Origin of the sequence: Rhodococcus sp. SORGH_AS_0301 (assembly GCF_030818285.1) — a bacterium.
Lineage (GTDB): Bacteria > Actinomycetota > Actinomycetes > Mycobacteriales > Mycobacteriaceae > Rhodococcoides.
Genome location: NZ_JAUTAC010000002.1, coordinates 2554134 through 2571953, shown reverse-complemented (window position 1 = coordinate 2571953; position 17820 = coordinate 2554134). Strand labels below are relative to the sequence as shown.

The 17820-nt window shown below is 69.1% G+C and carries 18 protein-coding genes; 8 read left to right on the top strand and 10 right to left on the bottom strand.

Annotation, left to right across the window (positions count from 1 at the left end):
- Positions 1–24 precede the first annotated feature (24 nt).
- Positions 25–1626 carry an NAD(P)/FAD-dependent oxidoreductase gene (locus tag QE397_RS12645; RefSeq protein ID WP_222650242.1) on the bottom strand — a complete coding sequence of 534 codons (1602 nt, stop codon included), beginning with the start codon at positions 1624–1626 and terminating at the stop codon, positions 25–27.
- On the bottom strand, positions 1623–2063 hold the full coding sequence (locus QE397_RS12640; protein WP_222627450.1) for an SRPBCC family protein: 441 nt from the start codon (positions 2061–2063) through the stop codon (positions 1623–1625). Before QE397_RS12640 ends, QE397_RS12645 begins: the two co-directional genes overlap by 4 nt.
- Before the next feature lie 156 nt (positions 2064–2219).
- Here QE397_RS12640 and QE397_RS12635 point away from each other — a divergent pair, with 156 nt between their 5' ends.
- Positions 2220–2987 (top strand): isoprenyl transferase, encoded by a 768-nt coding sequence (locus tag QE397_RS12635; protein ID WP_204866693.1) that lies wholly within the window; start codon positions 2220–2222, stop codon positions 2985–2987.
- A gap of 30 nt (positions 2988–3017) precedes the next feature.
- Here the strand turns inward: QE397_RS12635 and coaA are convergent, their stop codons facing one another.
- Positions 3018–3950 carry a type I pantothenate kinase gene (coaA, locus tag QE397_RS12630; RefSeq protein ID WP_027503933.1) on the bottom strand — a complete coding sequence of 311 codons (933 nt, stop codon included), beginning with the start codon at positions 3948–3950 and terminating at the stop codon, positions 3018–3020.
- A gap of 78 nt (positions 3951–4028) precedes the next feature.
- Here coaA and QE397_RS12625 point away from each other — a divergent pair, with 78 nt between their 5' ends.
- From QE397_RS12625 to QE397_RS12615, 3 genes are read left to right on the top strand one after another with little or no spacing between them, the layout of a single operon-like run.
- Positions 4029–5222: a DUF885 domain-containing protein gene (locus QE397_RS12625; protein ID WP_307095088.1), complete on the top strand. Its 1194-nt coding sequence runs from the start codon at positions 4029–4031 to the stop codon at positions 5220–5222.
- Between the two features lie 23 nt (positions 5223–5245).
- Positions 5246–6550: a serine hydroxymethyltransferase gene (gene glyA, locus QE397_RS12620; protein WP_027503931.1), complete on the top strand. Its 1305-nt coding sequence runs from the start codon at positions 5246–5248 to the stop codon at positions 6548–6550.
- A 6-nt stretch (positions 6551–6556) separates the two neighbouring features.
- The gene (locus QE397_RS12615) at positions 6557–7360 is read left to right on the top strand and encodes a carbon-nitrogen hydrolase family protein (RefSeq protein ID WP_307095086.1); all 804 of its coding nucleotides are present in this window, start codon (positions 6557–6559) and stop codon (positions 7358–7360) included.
- On the opposite strand, the gene QE397_RS12610 is transcribed toward QE397_RS12615, so the two are convergent.
- Positions 7347–8171, bottom strand: a complete 825-nt coding sequence (locus QE397_RS12610) for an alpha/beta hydrolase (RefSeq protein ID WP_307095084.1) — start codon at positions 8169–8171, stop codon at positions 7347–7349. The two genes, QE397_RS12615 and QE397_RS12610, sit on opposite strands and share 14 nt — an antisense overlap.
- A gap of 304 nt (positions 8172–8475) precedes the next feature.
- On the opposite strand from QE397_RS12610, the gene QE397_RS12605 reads away from it, so the two are divergent.
- Both QE397_RS12605 and QE397_RS12600 read left to right on the top strand, forming a co-directional pair.
- Positions 8476–9792 (top strand): PhoH family protein, encoded by a 1317-nt coding sequence (locus tag QE397_RS12605; protein WP_027503928.1) that lies wholly within the window; start codon positions 8476–8478, stop codon positions 9790–9792.
- Positions 9793–9938: 146 nt separating this feature from the next.
- A complete protein-coding gene (locus QE397_RS12600) occupies positions 9939–10805 on the top strand; it encodes an acyl-ACP desaturase (protein WP_027503927.1) in 867 nt (288 codons plus the stop codon).
- Here the strand turns inward: QE397_RS12600 and QE397_RS12595 are convergent, their stop codons facing one another.
- The 3 genes from QE397_RS12595 to glpX all read right to left on the bottom strand — a co-directional run bounded on the left by QE397_RS12595 (position 10806) and on the right by glpX (position 13773).
- Entirely contained in the window at positions 10806–11216 is a 411-nt protein-coding gene (locus tag QE397_RS12595; RefSeq protein ID WP_222646074.1) for a hypothetical protein, read from the bottom strand.
- A gap of 71 nt (positions 11217–11287) precedes the next feature.
- Positions 11288–12688, bottom strand: coding sequence for a class II fumarate hydratase (locus QE397_RS12590; protein WP_027503925.1), 1401 nt, complete (start codon positions 12686–12688; stop codon positions 11288–11290).
- Between the two features lie 44 nt (positions 12689–12732).
- A complete protein-coding gene (glpX, locus tag QE397_RS12585; RefSeq protein ID WP_027503924.1) occupies positions 12733–13773 on the bottom strand; it encodes a class II fructose-bisphosphatase in 1041 nt (346 codons plus the stop codon).
- 193 nt (positions 13774–13966) lie between these two features.
- Here glpX and QE397_RS12580 point away from each other — a divergent pair, with 193 nt between their 5' ends.
- Positions 13967–14539 (top strand): DUF4245 domain-containing protein, encoded by a 573-nt coding sequence (locus QE397_RS12580; protein WP_027503923.1) that lies wholly within the window; start codon positions 13967–13969, stop codon positions 14537–14539.
- Positions 14540–14548: 9 nt separating this feature from the next.
- Here QE397_RS12580 and QE397_RS12575 read toward each other — a convergent pair whose 3' ends face one another.
- From QE397_RS12575 to QE397_RS12565, 3 genes are read right to left on the bottom strand one after another with little or no spacing between them, the layout of a single operon-like run.
- Entirely contained in the window at positions 14549–14758 is a 210-nt protein-coding gene (locus tag QE397_RS12575; RefSeq protein ID WP_027503922.1) for an exodeoxyribonuclease VII small subunit, read from the bottom strand.
- A gap of 39 nt (positions 14759–14797) precedes the next feature.
- Complete coding sequence (gene xseA / locus QE397_RS12570; RefSeq protein WP_056447374.1) at positions 14798–16039, bottom strand: exodeoxyribonuclease VII large subunit; 1242 nt, start codon at positions 16037–16039, stop codon at positions 14798–14800.
- A 13-nt stretch (positions 16040–16052) separates the two neighbouring features.
- Complete coding sequence (locus tag QE397_RS12565; RefSeq protein ID WP_027503920.1) at positions 16053–16676, bottom strand: lipid droplet-associated protein; 624 nt, start codon at positions 16674–16676, stop codon at positions 16053–16055.
- Between the two features lie 87 nt (positions 16677–16763).
- Here QE397_RS12565 and QE397_RS12560 point away from each other — a divergent pair, with 87 nt between their 5' ends.
- Positions 16764–17810: a 4-hydroxy-3-methylbut-2-enyl diphosphate reductase gene (locus QE397_RS12560; RefSeq protein ID WP_307095077.1), complete on the top strand. Its 1047-nt coding sequence runs from the start codon at positions 16764–16766 to the stop codon at positions 17808–17810.
- Positions 17811–17820: the final 10 nt, after the last annotated feature.

The window sequence follows — 17820 nt, the reverse complement described above, 5'->3', positions numbered from 1 at the left end:
GTTCGCGCTCCGACCGTGGCCGAACTAGCGGTCACCGAGTGTCAGATCCATCAGGGCACTGATCGTCTTGCGGTGAACCCATCCGCGCACACCGTCGCTCGCCAACGCGGCCCTCGCCGCAGCCAGTCCCGGTGCCCCGTGCACGCCGCCGCCCGGATGGGCGGACGCGCTCCCGAGGAACAACCGACCGACGGGAGTCTCCGTACGTCCGAGTCCGGGAACGGGCCGGAACACCAACTGCTGCTGCAGTTGCGACGTTCCGCCGTTCACCGCGCCACCGAACAGGTTGGCGTCGTCCGCTGTCAGGTCGCCCGGCCGCTGGACGTGCTTGCCGACGATCGACGCCGCGAACCCGGGCGCGTACTCCTCGAGGACGGTGTCGACCCGCTCGGCGAGCAGGTCGCCCGAGGCGTCGTCCGTCACACCGCGGGGGAGGTGTGTGTACGCCCATGCGCTCTCCGTCCCGGCCGGGGAGCGGGTGGCGTCCGCGGTCGTCATCTGACCGAACAGCATGAACGGCCGCTCCGGGATGCGGCCTGTCACCAGGTCGGCGTTCCATCGCACCAGACCGTCGTCGTCTGCGCCGACGTGCACCGTGCCCGCCTCGTTCAGACTCTTCGAGCGCCACGGGATCGGGGAGTCGAGCGCGTAGTTGATCTTCACCACCGGGGTGTCCCACTCGAACTTCTCGAGATCGCTGTGCACCCGGGCGGGAACCGCGTCCCGCGGCAACAGCGAGCCGTACAGCGCGGGAGCGGACACGTCTGCGACGACGGCTCGCCGTGCGACGTACGTGTCGCCGCCTGCCGTCCGCACGCCGCGGGCGACACCGCCGGAGACGTCGATCGAGGTCACCTCGGTTCCGCAGACGACCCGCGCCCCGGCGCTCTCGGCACGGCGCACGAGCGCGCTGGTCAGCTCCTGCGCACCGCCGACCGGGACGGGGTAGCCGACATCCTGCGCGAGCATCGTCAGCAGGTAGCCCATGATGCCGCTCGCGGGTGCGTCGGTGGGGACGTCGGCATGCATGGCGTTGCCGAGCAGCAGGCATCGCGCCGCCTCGCTGTGGAACAACTCGTGCGCCATCGCCCGGGCCGGGAGTACTGCGAAGCGCAGGAACCGCAGTGTCTCCGCGGTCCCGAGGCGCCGGAAGAGCGTCGCGGCACCCTTGACAGGCGGGAAGGAGCTGCCGAACAGCGAGTGCAGCAGAGGATCGCGGATCCGGTTCCACTGGTCCACCACGTACATCCACGCCTCGCCGTCGCGCGGATCGTGCTCCGCCAGCATGGCGGCGGTGTCCTCGGGATCGTGGTGGACCACCGGGGCGTCCTCGTCGTCGGGCGAGCGCGGGTGACCGAAGACGACGGGTGAGTGGGTCCAGCGGAGTCCGTGGCGGTCGAGCTCGAGCGCCGTGAACGCCGGGGACGACGCACCGAGGGGATAGAAGGCACTGAACAGGTCGCTCACGTATCCCGGGGTGAGCTCGGCGCTGCGGACCGCGCCGCCGGGCACCGGGGCGGATTCCAGGACGACGACGTCCCATCCTGCGTCGGCGAGCACGGACGCCGCGACGAGTCCGTTGTGGCCCGCTCCGATCACGACGGCGTCCACCGTCGTGGTCGTCATCGGGGAACCGCGGAACGCTCGGCCAGCAGCGCGAGTCGCCGTGTCGCCTCGGTGTTGCGGGGATACACGAGTGCGTGCTGGACCGACTCGGGAACGAGCGAGAACGGAAGGGTCCGAGCGTGCTCGATCATCTCGATCCGGCACCCCGAGCCTCGCGGCGTCAGGCGCAGGACGATCGTCGCCTTGCCTGCCGGCATCCCGCGCGCTTCGAGTGTCACCTCGTGTCCCTCCGTCATGCTCAGTACCCGCGTCTCGTCGTTCAGCACGGCGGGCCACAGCCCGACCGAATGGTGGATCCGCGAGCCGGGCGCGGGGAACTCGGGGTCGACGGCGCGGATGCGCGAGGCGCCCACCACCCACGTCGCGTAGCTCCACCCGTCGGAGAGCACGTTCCACACGGCTTCGACGCTCGCCGTGGTGTCCCGGACAACAGTCATGACTGCTCCTGTTCTCTCGTGTGCGGTCGGAGCCGGGTACCCCGTACGCCACGGAACCATCATGCGGCGCGGTGACGAGTCGGTCACGCCGATCGCGTCGTACTGCGGGCGTAGGGTGATCACCTGCTGAACAATTCTGTCGAAGTGGGGAGCTGGGTGAAGGCTCGCGGTCTGCTGTACACGCTCTACGAGAGGCGCCTGCTGCGTCAGCTCGAGGGCGCTCAGCACCCTCGGCACGTCGCCGTGATGTGCGACGGCAACCGTCGCTGGGCTCGGGAGAACGGCTTCACCGACGTCAGCCACGGGCACCGGATGGGCGCGCTCAAGATCGCGGAGCTGCTCACGTGGTGTGACATGGCCGGCGTCGAGATGGCCACCATCTACCTGTTGTCCACCGAGAACCTGCGCCGGTCACCGGACGAGCTCGACTCGCTGCTCGAGATCATCACCGACGTCGTCGAGGAGATCAGCGGACCGGGAAAGAACTGGTCCGTGAAGATCGTCGGCACGATGGATCTGCTTCCCGCCGAATCCGCCCGCCGCCTCAAGGAGGCCGCCGCCGGTACGGCCGGCCGCTCGGGAACGCACGTCAACGTCGCGGTCGGGTACGGCGGCCGTCAGGAGATCGCCGACGCCGTGCAGTCGCTCATCGCGGAACGGCTGTCCGACGGTGCCGACGGGGAGGAGTTGCTCCGCTCGGTCACCGTCGAGGGCATCGACTCGCACCTCTACACGTCGGGCCAGCCGGATCCGGATCTGGTGATCCGCACGTCGGGGGAGCAGCGGTTGTCCGGGTTCCTGCTGTGGCAGAGCGCGTACTCGGAGATCTGGTTCACCGAGGCCTACTGGCCCGAGTTCCGCCGCGTCGACTTCCTGCGCGCGCTGCGCGACTTCGCCGCGCGGCACCGGAGATTCGGTACCTGAGCCGGAGCCGGGCAGGCCGGAGGCCGGCCGTCACAATTTGCGCAGGCGCAGCCGGTTGATGGTGTGGTCGGCGTCCTTGCGCAGCACCAGGGTGGCGCGGGGGCGCGTCGGCAGGATGTTCTCCACCAGGTTGGGCCGGTTGATCGACTGCCAGATGTCCGCGGCCGCGATCCTGGCGTGCTCGTCGGACAGTCCCGAGTAGTGGTGGAAGTGCGAGGCCGGGTCGGCGAACGACGTGGAGCGCAGGGCGAGAAAGCGGTCGACGTACCACTTCTCGATGTCCTCGATGCGGGCGTCGACGTAGATGGAGAAGTCGAAGAGGTCCGAGACCATGAGGCGCGGACCGGTCTGCAGGACGTTGAGTCCCTCGATGACGAGGATGTCCGGCTGTCGCACCTCGGTGTACTTGCCCGGCACGATGTCGTACGAGACGTGCGAGTACACGGGTGCGCGTGCGGATTCGGCGCCGGATTTCACCTCGGTGACGAAGCGCAGAAGCTTGCGCCGGTCGTAGCTCTCGGGAAAACCCTTGCGGTGCATGATTCCTCGACGCACCAGCTCGGCCGACGAGTAGAGGAACCCGTCCGTCGTCACCAGGTCCACGCGCGGGTGGTGCTCCCATCGCGCCAGCAGTGCCTGCAGCACGCGCGCGGTCGTGGACTTGCCGACGGCGACGCTGCCGGCGATGCCGATGACGAAGGGGACCTGGCGGTCCGGCGTCTTCTCCCCGAGGAACGTGGCCGTCGCCGCGAACAGGCGTTGGCGGGCGGCCACCTGGAGATGGATGAGTCGAGCGAGGGGGAGGTAGACCTCCGCGACCTCGTCGAGGTCGATCTGTTCGCCCAGGCCGCGCAGGCCGGTGAGCTCGTCCTCGGTCAGGACCAGGGGTGTCGCGTTCCGGAGAGTGCGCCACTGTCGACGGTCGAATTCGACGTACGGACTCGACTCGCTCACTCGGGACACGCTGCCTCCATGACTGAATTGTGCTGGGTGGCTCCGGCGAACCGACAGCCGGGTGGTGCGTGACTAGAGTCGAGCGTCATGCACGCCGACACTCTCGTCCACGACTACCTCGTGCTGGGGTTGTCCTTCGATCGCCTCGAGGAGGGGTTCGTCGACGCCTACACCGGCGACCCCGCTCTGCGACGCCAGGTCGAGAACGCGCCCCCGCCCGAACCCCGCGCGCTGGCGCGGCGGGCGGCGGAACTGCGGACCGAACTGCCCTCGTCGGGGCTCTCCGAGGACCGCGCCGCGTTCCTCGACGTCCACCTGCGCGCGCTCGAGACGTCGGCACGGAAATTGGCCGGTGACGAGATCGGATTCGTCGACGAGGTGCACGACTACTTCGACGTCGCGATCGCACCGGGCGACACCGACGACTACCGCGAGGCACATCGCCTGATGGACGAGGTGCTGGCCGGGGCGGGGCCACTGGGGGAGCGGGTGCGCGCTCACCGCGTGGCCGACGAGATCCCGCCCGAGCGGCTCGCCGAGTGCGTCGAGGCGTTCTCCAGTGCGTTGCGCGACAAGGTGCGCGGCCGATACCCGCTGCCCGACACCGAGAAGGTCACCTACGAGGTGGTGGGCGACAAGCCGTGGTCCGGGTTCAACTACTACCTGGGCGACTACCGGTCCACCGTCGCGATCAACTCGGACCTCAAGCAGCACATGGCGCATCTGCCCCATCTCATCGCACACGAGTCGTACCCGGGCCACCACACCGAGCACTGCCGCAAGGAGGCCGGGCTCGTGCGCGGTGCCGGGCAGGCGGAGCAGACGCTCTTCGTCGTCAACACTCCGCAGTGCCTGATGGCCGAGGGCCTCGCGGACCTGGCGCTCGAGTCGATCGTCGGGCCGGGCTGGGGAGTGTGGGCGCAGGAGGTCTACGCCGACCTCGGCCTGCGATTCGACGGGGAACGCGCCGAGGCGCTGCAGACCGCGTCGGCGAAGCTGCTGGGGGTCCGTCAGGACGCCGCGCTGCTGATGCACGACGAGCACCGCAGCGAGGACGACGTGGCCGCGTTCCTGGTGCAGTGGTCGCTCGCGACACCGGAACGCGCCCGTCAGATGCTGCGATTCCTGTCCTCACCGCTCTGGCGTGCCTACACCAGCACCTATGTCGAGGGGTATCGCCTGCTGCACTCGTGGCTGCACCGGGCCGACTCGGCGGACGGCCGAGCCGACCGCTTCGAGCGGCTGCTCGACGAACCCCTCATCCCGTCTCAACTGCGCTGATCACGGGCATTAGACTCGGCGGCATGACTGCTGCGCCCGTCTCTGCCACCAACATCGACACCGCCTCCCTCGCCGAGGTGGATCCCGAGGTCGCCGCGGCGATGGCCGGCGAGCTGGGACGCCAGCGCGACACCCTGGAGATGATCGCGTCGGAGAACTTCGTTCCCCGCGCGGTGCTCCAGGCGCAGGGCAGCGTCCTCACCAACAAGTACGCCGAGGGTTACCCCGGTCGTCGGTACTACGGCGGGTGTGAGCACGTCGACATCGTCGAAGATCTGGCTCGGACCAGGGCGAAGGAGCTGTTCGGTGCCGAGTTCGCCAACGTGCAGCCGCACGCGGGCGCCCAGGCCAACGCCGCCGTTCTCATGGCTCTGATCAACCCGGGCGACAAGATCATGGGTCTGGACCTGGCGCACGGCGGCCACCTGACGCACGGCATGAAGCTGAACTTCTCGGGCAAGCTCTACGAGGTCGAGTCCTACGGTGTGAGCAAGGAAGACCACCGCATCGACATGGACGAGGTGCGCAAGCAGGCGCTGCACGCACGCCCACAGGTGCTCATCGCCGGATGGTCGGCCTACCCGCGGCACCAGGACTTCGCCGCGTTCCGCTCCATCGCCGACGAGGTCGGTGCGCTTCTGTGGGTCGACATGGCGCACTTCGCCGGGCTCGTCGCCGCCGGTGTGCACCCGTCGCCGGTGCCCTACGCGGACGTCGTGTCCTCCACCGTCCACAAGACCCTCGGTGGGCCCCGCTCGGGCATCATCCTCGCCAAGAAGGAGTGGGCGAAGAAGCTCAACTCCGCGGTGTTCCCCGGCCAGCAGGGCGGTCCGCTCATGCACGCGATCGCGGCCAAGGCCGTCGCCTTCAAGATCGCCGGCACTCCCGAGTTCCGGGAGCGTCAGGAACGCACCCTGCTCGGTGCGTCGCTGCTCGCGGAGCGGCTGACCGGCGCCGACGTCTCCGACAAGGGTGTCTCGGTGCTGACGGGCGGAACCGACGTCCACCTCGCGCTGGTGGACCTGCGCAACTCGCAGCTCGACGGCCAGCAGGCCGAGGATCTGCTGCACGAGGTCGGCATCACCGTGAACCGCAACGCGGTGCCGTTCGATCCGCGCCCGCCGATGGTCACCTCCGGTCTGCGTATCGGTACCGCGGCGCTCGCGACCCGTGGGTTCGGCGAGGCCGAGTTCACCGAGGTCGCCGACATCATCGCGACGGCGCTCGCCACCGGCGAGGCCACCGACGACCTGCGTGGTCGCGTCAGCACGCTCGCCCACGACTTCCCGCTGTACGAGGGACTCGAGGGCTGGGGACTGCTGGGCTGATCCGACATGCGGCTCACCGTGGCGGGTCTGCAGACGGCGGGGTCACCCGGTGACGTCGACGCCAACCTCGCGGAACTCGACGGAGCCGCGGGGGCGGCTCTGGCGCGCGGAGCCGACCTCCTGGTCACGCCGGAGATGTTCGTGACCGGGTACGACATCGGCGATCGCCTCGGTGACCTGACGTCACGGGACCTTCTCTCCGAGGTGTGCGCACTGGCGCGCCGCCGCGGCATCGCGCTGCTCGTGGGTCTGCCGGAGACCGAGGCGGGAGCGGTGTACAACACGGTCGCACTCGTCGATGCGGACGGCAGTGTGATTGCGCAGCACCGCAAGTCGCACCTCTACGGTGAGCTCGACCGGGAGTGGTACTCGCCCGGGCTCGACTCGGTGACGGTCGTCGACTTCCGCGGGGTGCGGCTCGGTCTGATGATCTGTTACGACGTCGAGTTCCCCGAGAACGTCCGAGCCGCGGCCCTCGCGGGCGCGCACGCCCTGCTCGTTCCCACCGCGCAGATGGTGCCGTTCACGTTCGTGGCCGACGTCGTCATCCGCACCCGCGCATGGGAGAACCAGCTCTACGTCGCGTACGTCAACCACGTCGGAACCGAGCGCGCCACCACCTACGTCGGCCGTAGCAGCATCGTCGGCCCCGACGCAGAGGTGATCGACCGGCTCGACGACGAGACCGGCCTGATTCTCGGCACGGTGGACACCGAGGTCGTGGCGGCGGCCCATCGAGACAACCCCTACCTGGTGGACCGCCGCCCCGGCCTCTACTCGTCGATCGCCCGCGACCTCAGTCGCGAGTGAGCGGCAGGCCGGCGCGGCCCAGGAAGTCGAGGATGTCCGACTCGACCTCGCTGCGGTTGGTCTCGTTCAGGATCTCGTGCCGCGCACCGGGGTAGACCTTCTCCTCGAACGACGGGCCGCGCAGTGAGCGCATCGCCTCGGTCGTCGGCTCCAGCGGCACCAGCTGATCGTCGCCGCCGTGCAGCCACAACGTCGGCTGGTCGCCGAGAGTGCCGGAGGACGACACCGTCTCCACCGCGGCCGTGAAGGTCTCGAGGGTGACGCGCGCGAAGGGGCCGTGGAAGACCAGCGGGTCCGCCTGGTACGCGGCGCCGACCTCGGGGTCGCGGGACAGCACGGACGGGTCGATCGGGATCTCGGGGATCTCGTCCATCGACAGCAGCATCGAGAAGGCCGGGTTCTGCCCGACCAGCGGACCGGACAGCACGAGTGCCGCCAGCTCGCCGGGGTGGGTCTGCGCGTAGCGCGTGGCGATGAGACCGCCCATCGAGTGGCCCAGCAGCATCACCGGTAGATCGGGGTGCTCGCCGCGGGCGATGTCCGCGATCGAGTGCAGATCGGCGACGATGCCGTCCACGTCCGTGATCTCGGCGGGCGTCCCGTCGGACTGCCCGTGACCGTGATGGTCGGGGGCATACACCGCCGCTCCGGCCGACGTCAGGGTCGACGCCAGGTGGCCGTAGCGACCCGAGTGTTCGCCGTATCCGTGCGCGAGCAGCGCGACGAATCCCGGCGTGGTGGACGGCCAGGAACGGTAGGCGACGGTGCCGTAGGTTCCCCTGAGCTGCTGCATTTCCTGCGCGTTCTGCATCGGCCGAAGTTAACACCGTGGCCTTCGGCCCCGTGCGCCTTTTGCGTACTCCTGGATGCGCGAAAGGCGCACGGGCGTGTAACGCAGACTTCACCCACACGTCCCCACGTGTCGCCGAGCCTGCGCCCCCGATCCGGTCTAGCGTCAGCAGTGCGGGTGGCGGGGAAGCCGTCCGTACGGGAGGTCCTCACACATGACTGAGTCATTCGGTCGGGAGGGGCCGGCCCCGGTCCCTGCGGTGTCGGGATCGACCGGTCCAGCGATCGACGGATGCGCGGTGACCGCGCGTCCTTAGGAGCCCCACGTGACTGCAGCTCGCTCCGGTTCTTCCGTCCGCACCTACGTGCTGGACACCTCGGTTCTGCTCTCGGACCCCTGGGCCGTGACTCGGTTCGCCGAGCACGCGATCGTCCTTCCACTCGTCGTCATCAGCGAGCTCGAGGGCAAGCGGCATCATCACGAACTGGGGTGGTTCGCGCGCGAGTCGTTGCGGATGCTCGACGACCTGCGGATCCGCCACGGGCGCCTCGATCAGCCCGTGCCCATCGGCACCGAGAACGGCACCCTGCAGGTCGAGCTCAATCACACCGACCCCGCTGTTCTTCCCGTCGGCTTCCGGACCGACTCCAACGACTCGCGGATCCTCGCGTGCGCACTGAACCTCGCCGCCGAGGGCAAGGACGTGGTGCTGGTCAGCAAGGACATCCCGCTGCGCGTCAAGGCCGGTGCGGTGGGTCTGCCGGCCGACGAGTACCACGCTCACGACGTCGTCCCGTCGGGATGGACGGGCATGGCCGAGATCGAGGCGTCGCGCGCGACCATCGACGGCCTGTTCGCCGAGGGATTCGCCGACATCGACGAAGCGCGAGAGTTGCCGTGCCACACCGGTGTTCGACTGCTCGGCGGCACGTCCAGCGCATTGGGTCGGGTGACGGCGAACAAGCAGGTGCAGCTGGTGCGCGGCGAGCGTGAGGCGTTCGGCCTGCACGGCCGGTCCGCCGAGCAGCGCGTCGCCCTGGATCTGCTGCTCGACGAGAGCATCGGCATCGTCTCGCTCGGCGGGAAGGCCGGCACCGGCAAGTCCGCGCTCGCGCTCACCGCGGGCCTCGACGCGGTGCTCGAACGACGGACCCATCGCAAGGTCGTCGTGTTCCGGCCGCTGTACGCGGTCGGCGGCCAGGAGCTCGGCTACCTCCCCGGCAGCGAGAGCGACAAGATGGGCCCGTGGGCGCAGGCGGTGTTCGACACGCTCGACGGTCTCGCGAGTCCGGAGGTCATCGAGGAGGTCACCGCACGCGGCATGCTCGAGGTGCTGCCGCTCACGCACATCCGCGGACGGTCGCTGCACGACTCGTTCGTCATCGTGGACGAGGCGCAGTCGCTGGAACGCAACGTCCTGCTGACGGTGCTCTCGCGGCTCGGCACGGGATCACGCGTGGTGCTCACGCACGACGTGGCACAGCGCGACAACCTGCGGGTCGGACGCCACGACGGTGTCGCCGCCGTGATCGAGAAGTTGAAGGGGCACCCTCTCTTCGCCCACATCACACTGACCCGTTCGGAGCGCTCGCCCATCGCCGCACTGGTCACCGAGATGCTCGAGGAGTTCGGGCCGGCCTGAGTCACCGTTCGCGCCGGGCGGCACGGACCGCCCGGCGCGGTGTGACGCCGAACTATCACCGACCTCTTTGTCAGGGAGATCACCGGAATCCGCGTCGCGCGGTCCGAAGGTTCGGAGTGGACACCTACGGCCGTTATGCTGCTGTGATGCCGAAGAGTGACCAGGACCTGTTGAGCGAGCTCGAAGCCGATGCCGCGCACCTGCTGCAGAAGCACATCGACGCTGCTCGGGACTGGCAGCCCCACGACTACGTCCCGTGGGACTCGGGTCGCAACTTCGCGTTCCTCGGCGGCGAGGACTGGTCTCCGGAGCAGGTGACGCTCGGTGACGCCGAGGTCGTCGGTGCCACCGTCAGCGTGCTGGTCGCCGACAACCTGCCCGAGTACCACCGCGACCTGGCGTTCGCTCTCCGGAGCAGCGACGTCTGGTGGAAGCTGATCGGCCGGTGGACCGCGGAGGAGAACCGGCACGCCATCGTGCTGCGCAACTACCTCATGACAACTCGCGCGGTCGACCCGGTGGATCTCGAGCGTGTGCGCATCGAGCACATGACCACCGGCTACTCCGCACCGTCTCTGCACGTGCTGCACATCCTCGCCAAGTTCGCCCTCGACGAGCGCGCAGCGGCCGTGCGCCACCGTCGCGCCTCCGCGTCGTCGCAGGACGCTCTCCTGTCGAGCATCCTCGACCGCATTGCCGAGGACGACGAGCTGCAGACCACGCTCTTCACCGACCTGGTCTCCGCCGCGATCCGCGTCGATGCCGACGGCGCCGTCCGCGCCATCGCCGACACCGTCGCGTCTTTCTCGGTCCCCACCGTCGATCTCCCCGGCCGCGGCGGCAGCGCCGAACTGCTCGCCGGCATCGGGCTCTACGACCGCACCATCGAGACCGAAGAGGTGATCAAGCCACTGCTCGAGGCGTGGAACGTGTTCACCCTCGACGGCCTCGGCGAGGACGGCCTCGCGGCCCGCGCGGAGCTCGAGAGCGCACTCGCCACTGCCGCGTCCTGATCAGCGCGTGATCGCGAACCCGCCCACCACCACCGGCTGACCGGCACCGACGAAGTACACGGTGCCGTTCCAACGGTTCGGGTTCACGGCGTCGCGCGTCATCTCGTCGTGGAAGACGGCTCCGAAGGCGGGGGACAGGCGCGAGTAGTCGACGTGGACCACGTCGGCCCCGGTCGCGATGCTCGGGGCGCGGTAGACGTCGCCCGGGATCGCGTTCACGCCGAGAAGTCGGTTGACCGTCGTGTCGCCGGTGATGGTCTTGCCGTCCCACAGCGGGACGGGAGCGCCGTCGGGCGTGGTGCCGACGTAGACGCCGTCGGGAACGGGTCCGGCGGACGCCAGTGCGGGGGCGGCCAGCGCCGCGCCGATCGCGGCGGCGCCGCCGAGGAGTGCCACTGCAGTTCGTGTCATGACACGTCACACTCCTCCTGATCGCCCCGCACCACAGCGTTTCGCCGTGATGCGGGGCGGGGAGTGCTGGGTCAGTCCTGGACCTTGGCCATCGCCAGGACGTCGAGGCGCTTGTCGAGTTCTTCTTCCGACAACTTCTCGGGGACGAGTCCACGCTCGAGGACGACCTCGCGAATGGTCTTCTTGTCCTTCAAGGCCTGCTTGGCGACGGCCGCAGCTTCCTCGTAGCCGATCGCACTGTTGAGAGGTGTCACGATGGACGGCGACGACTCGGCGAGCTGCTTGAGGTGCTCCTCGTTGGCGACGAGGCCGTCGACACACTTGTCGGCGAACAGGCGGGAGACGTTGGCGAGCAACGTGAACGACTCGAGCAGGTTGCGCGCCATCATGGGGATGTAGACGTTGAGTTCGAAGGCTCCGGCTGCGCCGCCCCATGCGATCGCCGCGTCGTTGCCGACGATCTGCGCCGCCACCTGGGTGGCCGCCTCGGGGAGAACCGGGTTGACCTTACCGGGCATGATCGAGCTGCCGGGCTGCAGGTCGGGGAGCCGGATCTCGCCGAGACCGGTGAGCGGGCCCGACCCCATCCAGCGGATGTCGTTGGCGATCTTGGTCAACGAGACGGCGATGGTGCGCAGCGCGCCCGACGCCTCGACCAGACCGTCACGAGCCGCCTGGGCCTCGAACGAGTTCTTCGCCGCGGTGAGGGCGTCGACACCGGTCGACTTCACCAGCTCGGTCACGACCTTCGGGCCGAAGCCGTCGGGGGCGTTGAGACCCGTGCCGACGGCGGTGCCGCCGATGGGGAGTTCGCCGAGGCGGGGGAGCGTGGACTGCACGCGCTCGATGCCGGCCTCGATCTGACGTGCGTAGCCGCCGAACTCCTGGCCGAGCGTGACGGGCACCGCGTCCATGAGGTGGGTGCGGCCCGACTTCACGACGGTCTTCCACTCGGTCGCCTTGGCCGCCAGAGCGGTGTGCAGGTACTCGAGGGCCGGGATCAGGCTGGTGACCGCGGCCTCGGTCGCGGCGACGTGCGTCGCGGTGGGGAACGTGTCGTTGGACGACTGCGACATGTTGACGTGGTCGTTGGGATGCACCTCGACGCCCGCGTTCTTCGCGATGCTCGCGATGACCTCGTTCGCGTTCATGTTGGAGCTGGTGCCCGAGCCGGTCTGGAACACGTCGATGGGGAACTGATCGTCGTGTTTGCCGTCCGCGATCTCGCCGGCCGCCGCGATGATGGCGTCGGCCTTGTCCGCATCGAGCAGACCCAGGTCTTTGTTGACCTGTGCACATGCGGCCTTGAGCAGCCCCATCGCGCGGATCTGGGTGCGCTCGAGGGGGCGGCCCGAGATGGGGAAGTTCTCGACGGCGCGCTGTGTCTGCGCACGCCACAGCGCGTCGACGGGTACGCGAACTTCTCCCATCGTGTCGTGCTCGATGCGGAACTGCTGATCGTTGTCTGTCATGTACCTCGTGCCTCGGTAGATGGGTCGGGAAGTCGGAGTGCGCGTCAGAAGGACGGGACGGCGCCGGAGGTGTCCCCGTCGAAGTCCACGGACGAATACTCCCGCAGTTTGTTCAGCTGGTGGTACGCGTCGATCATCCGCACGGTGCCCGACTTGGAGCGCATGACGATGGACTGCGTGTGGGCACCGCCGCCGGAGTAGCGCACTCCGCGCAGCAGATCGCCGTCGGTGACGCCGGTCGCGGTGAAGAAGACGTTCTCCCCGGCGACCAGGTCGTTGGTGTTCAGGATGCGATCGAGATCGTGGCCTGCGTCGACGGCCTTCTGGCGCTCGTCGTCGTCCGTCGGGGCGAGCCGGCCCTGCAGTGCTCCCCCCATGCAGCGCATGGCCGCCGCGGCGATGATGCCCTCGGGCGTGCCGCCGGTGCCGATCAGGATGTCGGTGCCCGAATCGGGGCGGGCGGCCGCGATGGCGCCGGCGACGTCACCGTCCGAGATCAACCGGATGCGGGCACCGGTGTCGCGGATCTGCTGCATCAGCTCGGTGTGGCGGGGACGGTCGAGCACACACACGGTGACGTCCGAGGACGACCCCTTCTTGATCTTCGCGATCCGGGCGATGTTCTCGGCGACCGGAGCGGTGATGTCGATGGCATCGGCGTAGTCGGGGCCGACGGCGATCTTCTCCATGTAGAACACGGCCGACGGATCGAACATCGCACCGCGCTCGGCCACCGCGAGCACGGAGATCGCGTTGGGCATGCCCTTGGCCATCAGCGTCGTGCCGTCGACGGGATCGACGGCGAAGTCGACCTCGGGACCGTTGCCGTTGCCCACCTGCTCGCCGTTGTAGAGCATGGGCGCCTCGTCCTTCTCGCCCTCTCCGATGACCACGACGCCGCGCATCGACACCGAGCTCACCAGCTGGCGCATGGCGTCCACGGCAGCGCCGTCGCCACCCTCCTTGTCGCCGCGGCCGACCCAACGTCCGGACGCGAGCGCCCCGGCCTCGGTGACGCGGACGAGTTCGAGCGCGAGGTTTCGATCCGGCGCCATTTGCGTGGGAACGTCGGTGTTGGCCGTCATGGGGCTGTGCCTCCTTGCACATGGCGCGGTTCGCAGCCCGACTGACGGGCGTCGTCCGCACGGAATGAACATCGACTCGGGCGAAAAAGACTCGGCGTGATTGTCGCACTAGTCGCACGGCCCCGGCCTGCCGGGGGAAGCGCGGAGCTGCGCGGATGGCGAGCCCCCGCGCGCTCGGTGCGATACTGGAGAGGTGGCCGACAAGAAACCCAGGTACCTGCAGAACAACAAGGACATGGCCTGGTCCCTGATCCCGCTTCTTCTCGCATGCCTGGTGATCGCGGCCATCGCCGGTCAGTGTTCGTTGCGTGTGGGCGGCCCCGAGGCGGGTGAGGTTCCTCGCATCGATCTGGGGGCGTCCCTGCAGGCGGACGCGAATGCGCTGACCTTCCCGGTGCGCAGTCCCGACGTGCCCGATCAGTGGATTCCGAACTCGGCGAACCGTGGCCCTGTCTCGGGCTCGGAGTTCCAGTCCAGCACCGTCGGCTTCGTCACCGAGAACGGCAATTTCCTCTCGCTCACCCAGAGCGACGCCTCCGAGGACGAGCTGGTCCGCTCGAAGACCGAGGGATCACGGGTGTCCGCCGGCGGCGCGGAGGCCATCGCCGGGCTGAACTGGGTGGTCTACGGCAACGACGACACGGAACCGTACTGGGTGGCCGATCTCGGCGACACCCGCGCGATGCTCACCGGTTCCGGGTCGCAGGAGGAGTTCGTCGCGCTGGCATCCGCCACGGCGACGGCTCCGGTACTCGACAAGCGCTGACGCGCTCGCTCACTCCTCGTCGCGGGCCAGCGCCTTCTCGATGCGCGTGCGCGCGCCGGCCAGGTGCTGCTCGCAGTGCGTCGCCAGTGCTTCGCCGCGCTCCCACAGCGCCAGTGAGGCATCGAGATCCAGGCCGCCCTGCTCGAGCAGCTTGACCACGTCGACCAACTCGTCGCGCGCGTCCTCGTAGCCCAGCTCGGCGATCGGTGTCTCGTTCATGATTCCCCATGCTGCCTCGAGAGTCCGACAGCGGACGAGTCAGGTGGCGGAACTGCGACCCATCGTGACGGCCGTGACCACGCCGTCCGCGACGCGGACCCGGAGCTGCGTACCCGGCGCGGCGTCGTCGACCGACCGGAGCACCTCGGGGTCGGATCCGGGGACCATGCGCTGCACCACCGAGTAGCCCCTCGCCAGAGTCGCCGCCGGTCCGAGCGTGGTCAGACGCGCGCGCATGTGCTCCACCGTCGTCGCCTCTCGCGACACCGCGCGCTCCACGTCGCGGCGGACGACGCGGCGCATCTCGGCGATCTCCTCCTCGCGGCGGGCGACCGCGGAGAGGGGATCGGCCAGCACGGGCCGGTGCCGCAGGGCGTCCAGTGCGCGCGCCTCGCGCTGCACCCAACTGCGGAGCGCTGCGGCGCTGCGGCTCCGCAGCTCGGCGACCAGTTCCCGTTCGGCCACGGCGTCGGGCACGACGAGCTTGGCGGCATCGGTGGGGGTGGCCGCACGAAGATCCGCCACGTGATCGCTGAGCGGACTGTCCGGTTCGTGTCCGATGGCGCTCACTATGGGCGTCGTCGCACGGGAGATCGCGCGGCAGAGCGCCTCGTCGGAGAACGGCAGCAGATCCTCGACACTGCCGCCGCCACGGGCGAGTATCACCACGTCGACCGTGGGGTCCTCGTCCAGCTCGGCCAGCGCGCGCAGGATGCCGGGCACCGCCGACGGGCCCTGCACGGGAGTGTTGCGTACCTCGAAGCGCACCGCCGGCCACCGCCGTTCCGCGACGCTGAGCACGTCCCGTTCGGCAGCACTGGCGCGTGCGGTGACGAGCCCGACGACGCGGGGCAGGAAGGGCAGCGGCCGCTTGAGTCGCGGATCGAAGAGTCCCTCGGCCGCGAGAAGACCGCGCAGGCGCTCGATGCGGGCGAGCAGCTCGCCGACTCCCACCGCTCGAATCTCCGTGGCGCGCAACGACAGTGTGCCGCGACCGGTGAAGAAACTGAGCTTGCCGTAGAGGATGACGCGAGCGCCCTCGGTCAACGGCACGGGAGAGTTCTGGATGAGCATCGGTGAGCACGTCACCGACAGCGACATGTCGGCGGACGGGTCGCGGAGCGTCAGGAACGCCGTGCGCGTTCCTGCACGCACCGAGATCTGCGTGATCTGGCCCTCGACCCACACGCTGCCGAGGCGATCGATCCACCCGGCGACCTTCGTCGCGACCGTGCGGACGGGGAGCGGGTTCTCGGCGGTGCTGGTGGCGGCCGTGGTCATCGTGGTCCGAGAATCACTTCGCTCGGGCGGTGGTGATGCGGTTCTCGAGCATGGTCCGGTACGGCGCGCGGTCCGAGGCCGACGTCTCGTACTCGAGAAGTGACGTGAGGTCCTCGACCGACAGCGACCGCAGACGGGCACGCAACTGAGCCAGCGTCAGGGCGTCGTAGTCGAGGTACTCCACGATCTCGGGAGTCGCGGTCGGCGCGGTCGCGAGAGCCGGGGCCGGAACGGGTTCGGTCGTCTCGATCTCCGACGGCGGGGTCGAGTACAGGGCGAACCGCCCTGCGGGCGCACCGGGCTCCGGCACGTCGATCTCTCCGGCCGGGTCACCGACCGGCTCGGGCTCGGTGGACAGCGGCACCTGCGTGTACCGCGCGGGTGCGACGTCCGCGTCGTCGTCGAAGGTCGCCCACTCCGCGGTCTCGACCGGGCGGGAGCCGATCAGGGAGAACACCTGGTCACCCTTGATGGCCAGCTCGGTGACGGTCTGTTGCAGACGCATCGCGGTCTGGAGGACCTCGCTCACGGCGGTCATCGGCAGGGAGATGGCGGTGGTGGGGAGACGCCGAGCCTCCTCGACGACGGTCACGGCGATTCCGAGCGCGACGCGGGCGGCGAAGGGTGGACGGATCATGTCTCACAGAGTGCCCCACGTCGCGCATTTTTCCCAGTCGACGTGCGCGGGAAGCGACGCCCACCCGACTACCCGTATCCTCGTGGTATGTCTTCGGCTCTTCCGGTGTCCTCGTCTTCCACCACCTCCTCCGCCATCCCGCTCGAGCTGGGTATCGCCCGGCCGGCGGTCACCGGTGAGGTCTACGACGGCCCGCTGCGCGTTCTGCTCGCCGAGCCGCGCGGGTACTGCGCCGGTGTGGACCGAGCGGTGGAGACGGTCGAGAAGGCGCTCGAGAAGCACGGCGCCCCGATCTACGTGCGCAAGGAGATCGTGCACAACCGCCACGTGGTGGAGACGCTGTCCGATCAGGGCGTCATCTTCGTGGACGAGACCGACGAGGTGCCGGACGGCGCACTGCTCGTGTTCTCCGCGCACGGTGTCTCACCGGCGGTTCACGAGTCCGCGGCCGCCAAGAACCTGCGCACCATCGACGCGACGTGCCCACTGGTGACGAAGGTGCACCAGGAGGCCAAGCGGTTCGCTCGCGACGACTTCGACATCCTGCTCATCGGCCACGAGGGTCACGAGGAGGTCGAGGGCACCGCGGGCGAGGCCCCGAACCACGTGCAGGTCGTGGACGGTCCGGATTCCGTCGACGCCGTCACCGTCCGGGACGAGAACCGCGTCATCTGGCTGTCGCAGACCACGCTGAGTGTCGACGAGACCATGACGACTGTCGCGCGACTGCGGGAGAAGTTCCCCAACCTGCAGGATCCGCCCAGCGACGACATCTGCTACGCCACCCAGAACCGGCAGGTCGCCGTCAAGGCGATGGCGCCCGAATGCGATCTCGTGATCGTGGTCGGGTCGACGAACTCGTCGAACTCCGTCCGTCTGGTCGAGGTCGCGCTCGCCGCGGGCGCGCGGGCGAGCTACCTGGTCGACTACGCCAAGGACATCGATCTCGCCTGGCTCGAGGGCGTCCGGACGGTGGGCATCACGTCCGGCGCATCCGTGCCGGAGGTGCTGGTGCGTGGAGTGCTGGACCTGCTCGAGACGCATGGCTTCGGCGACGTGAAGTCGGTGACGACGGCCAACGAGACGCTGGTCTTCGCGCTTCCTCGCGAGCTGCGGACCACCAGCCGGGTCTGAGCCGACCGCG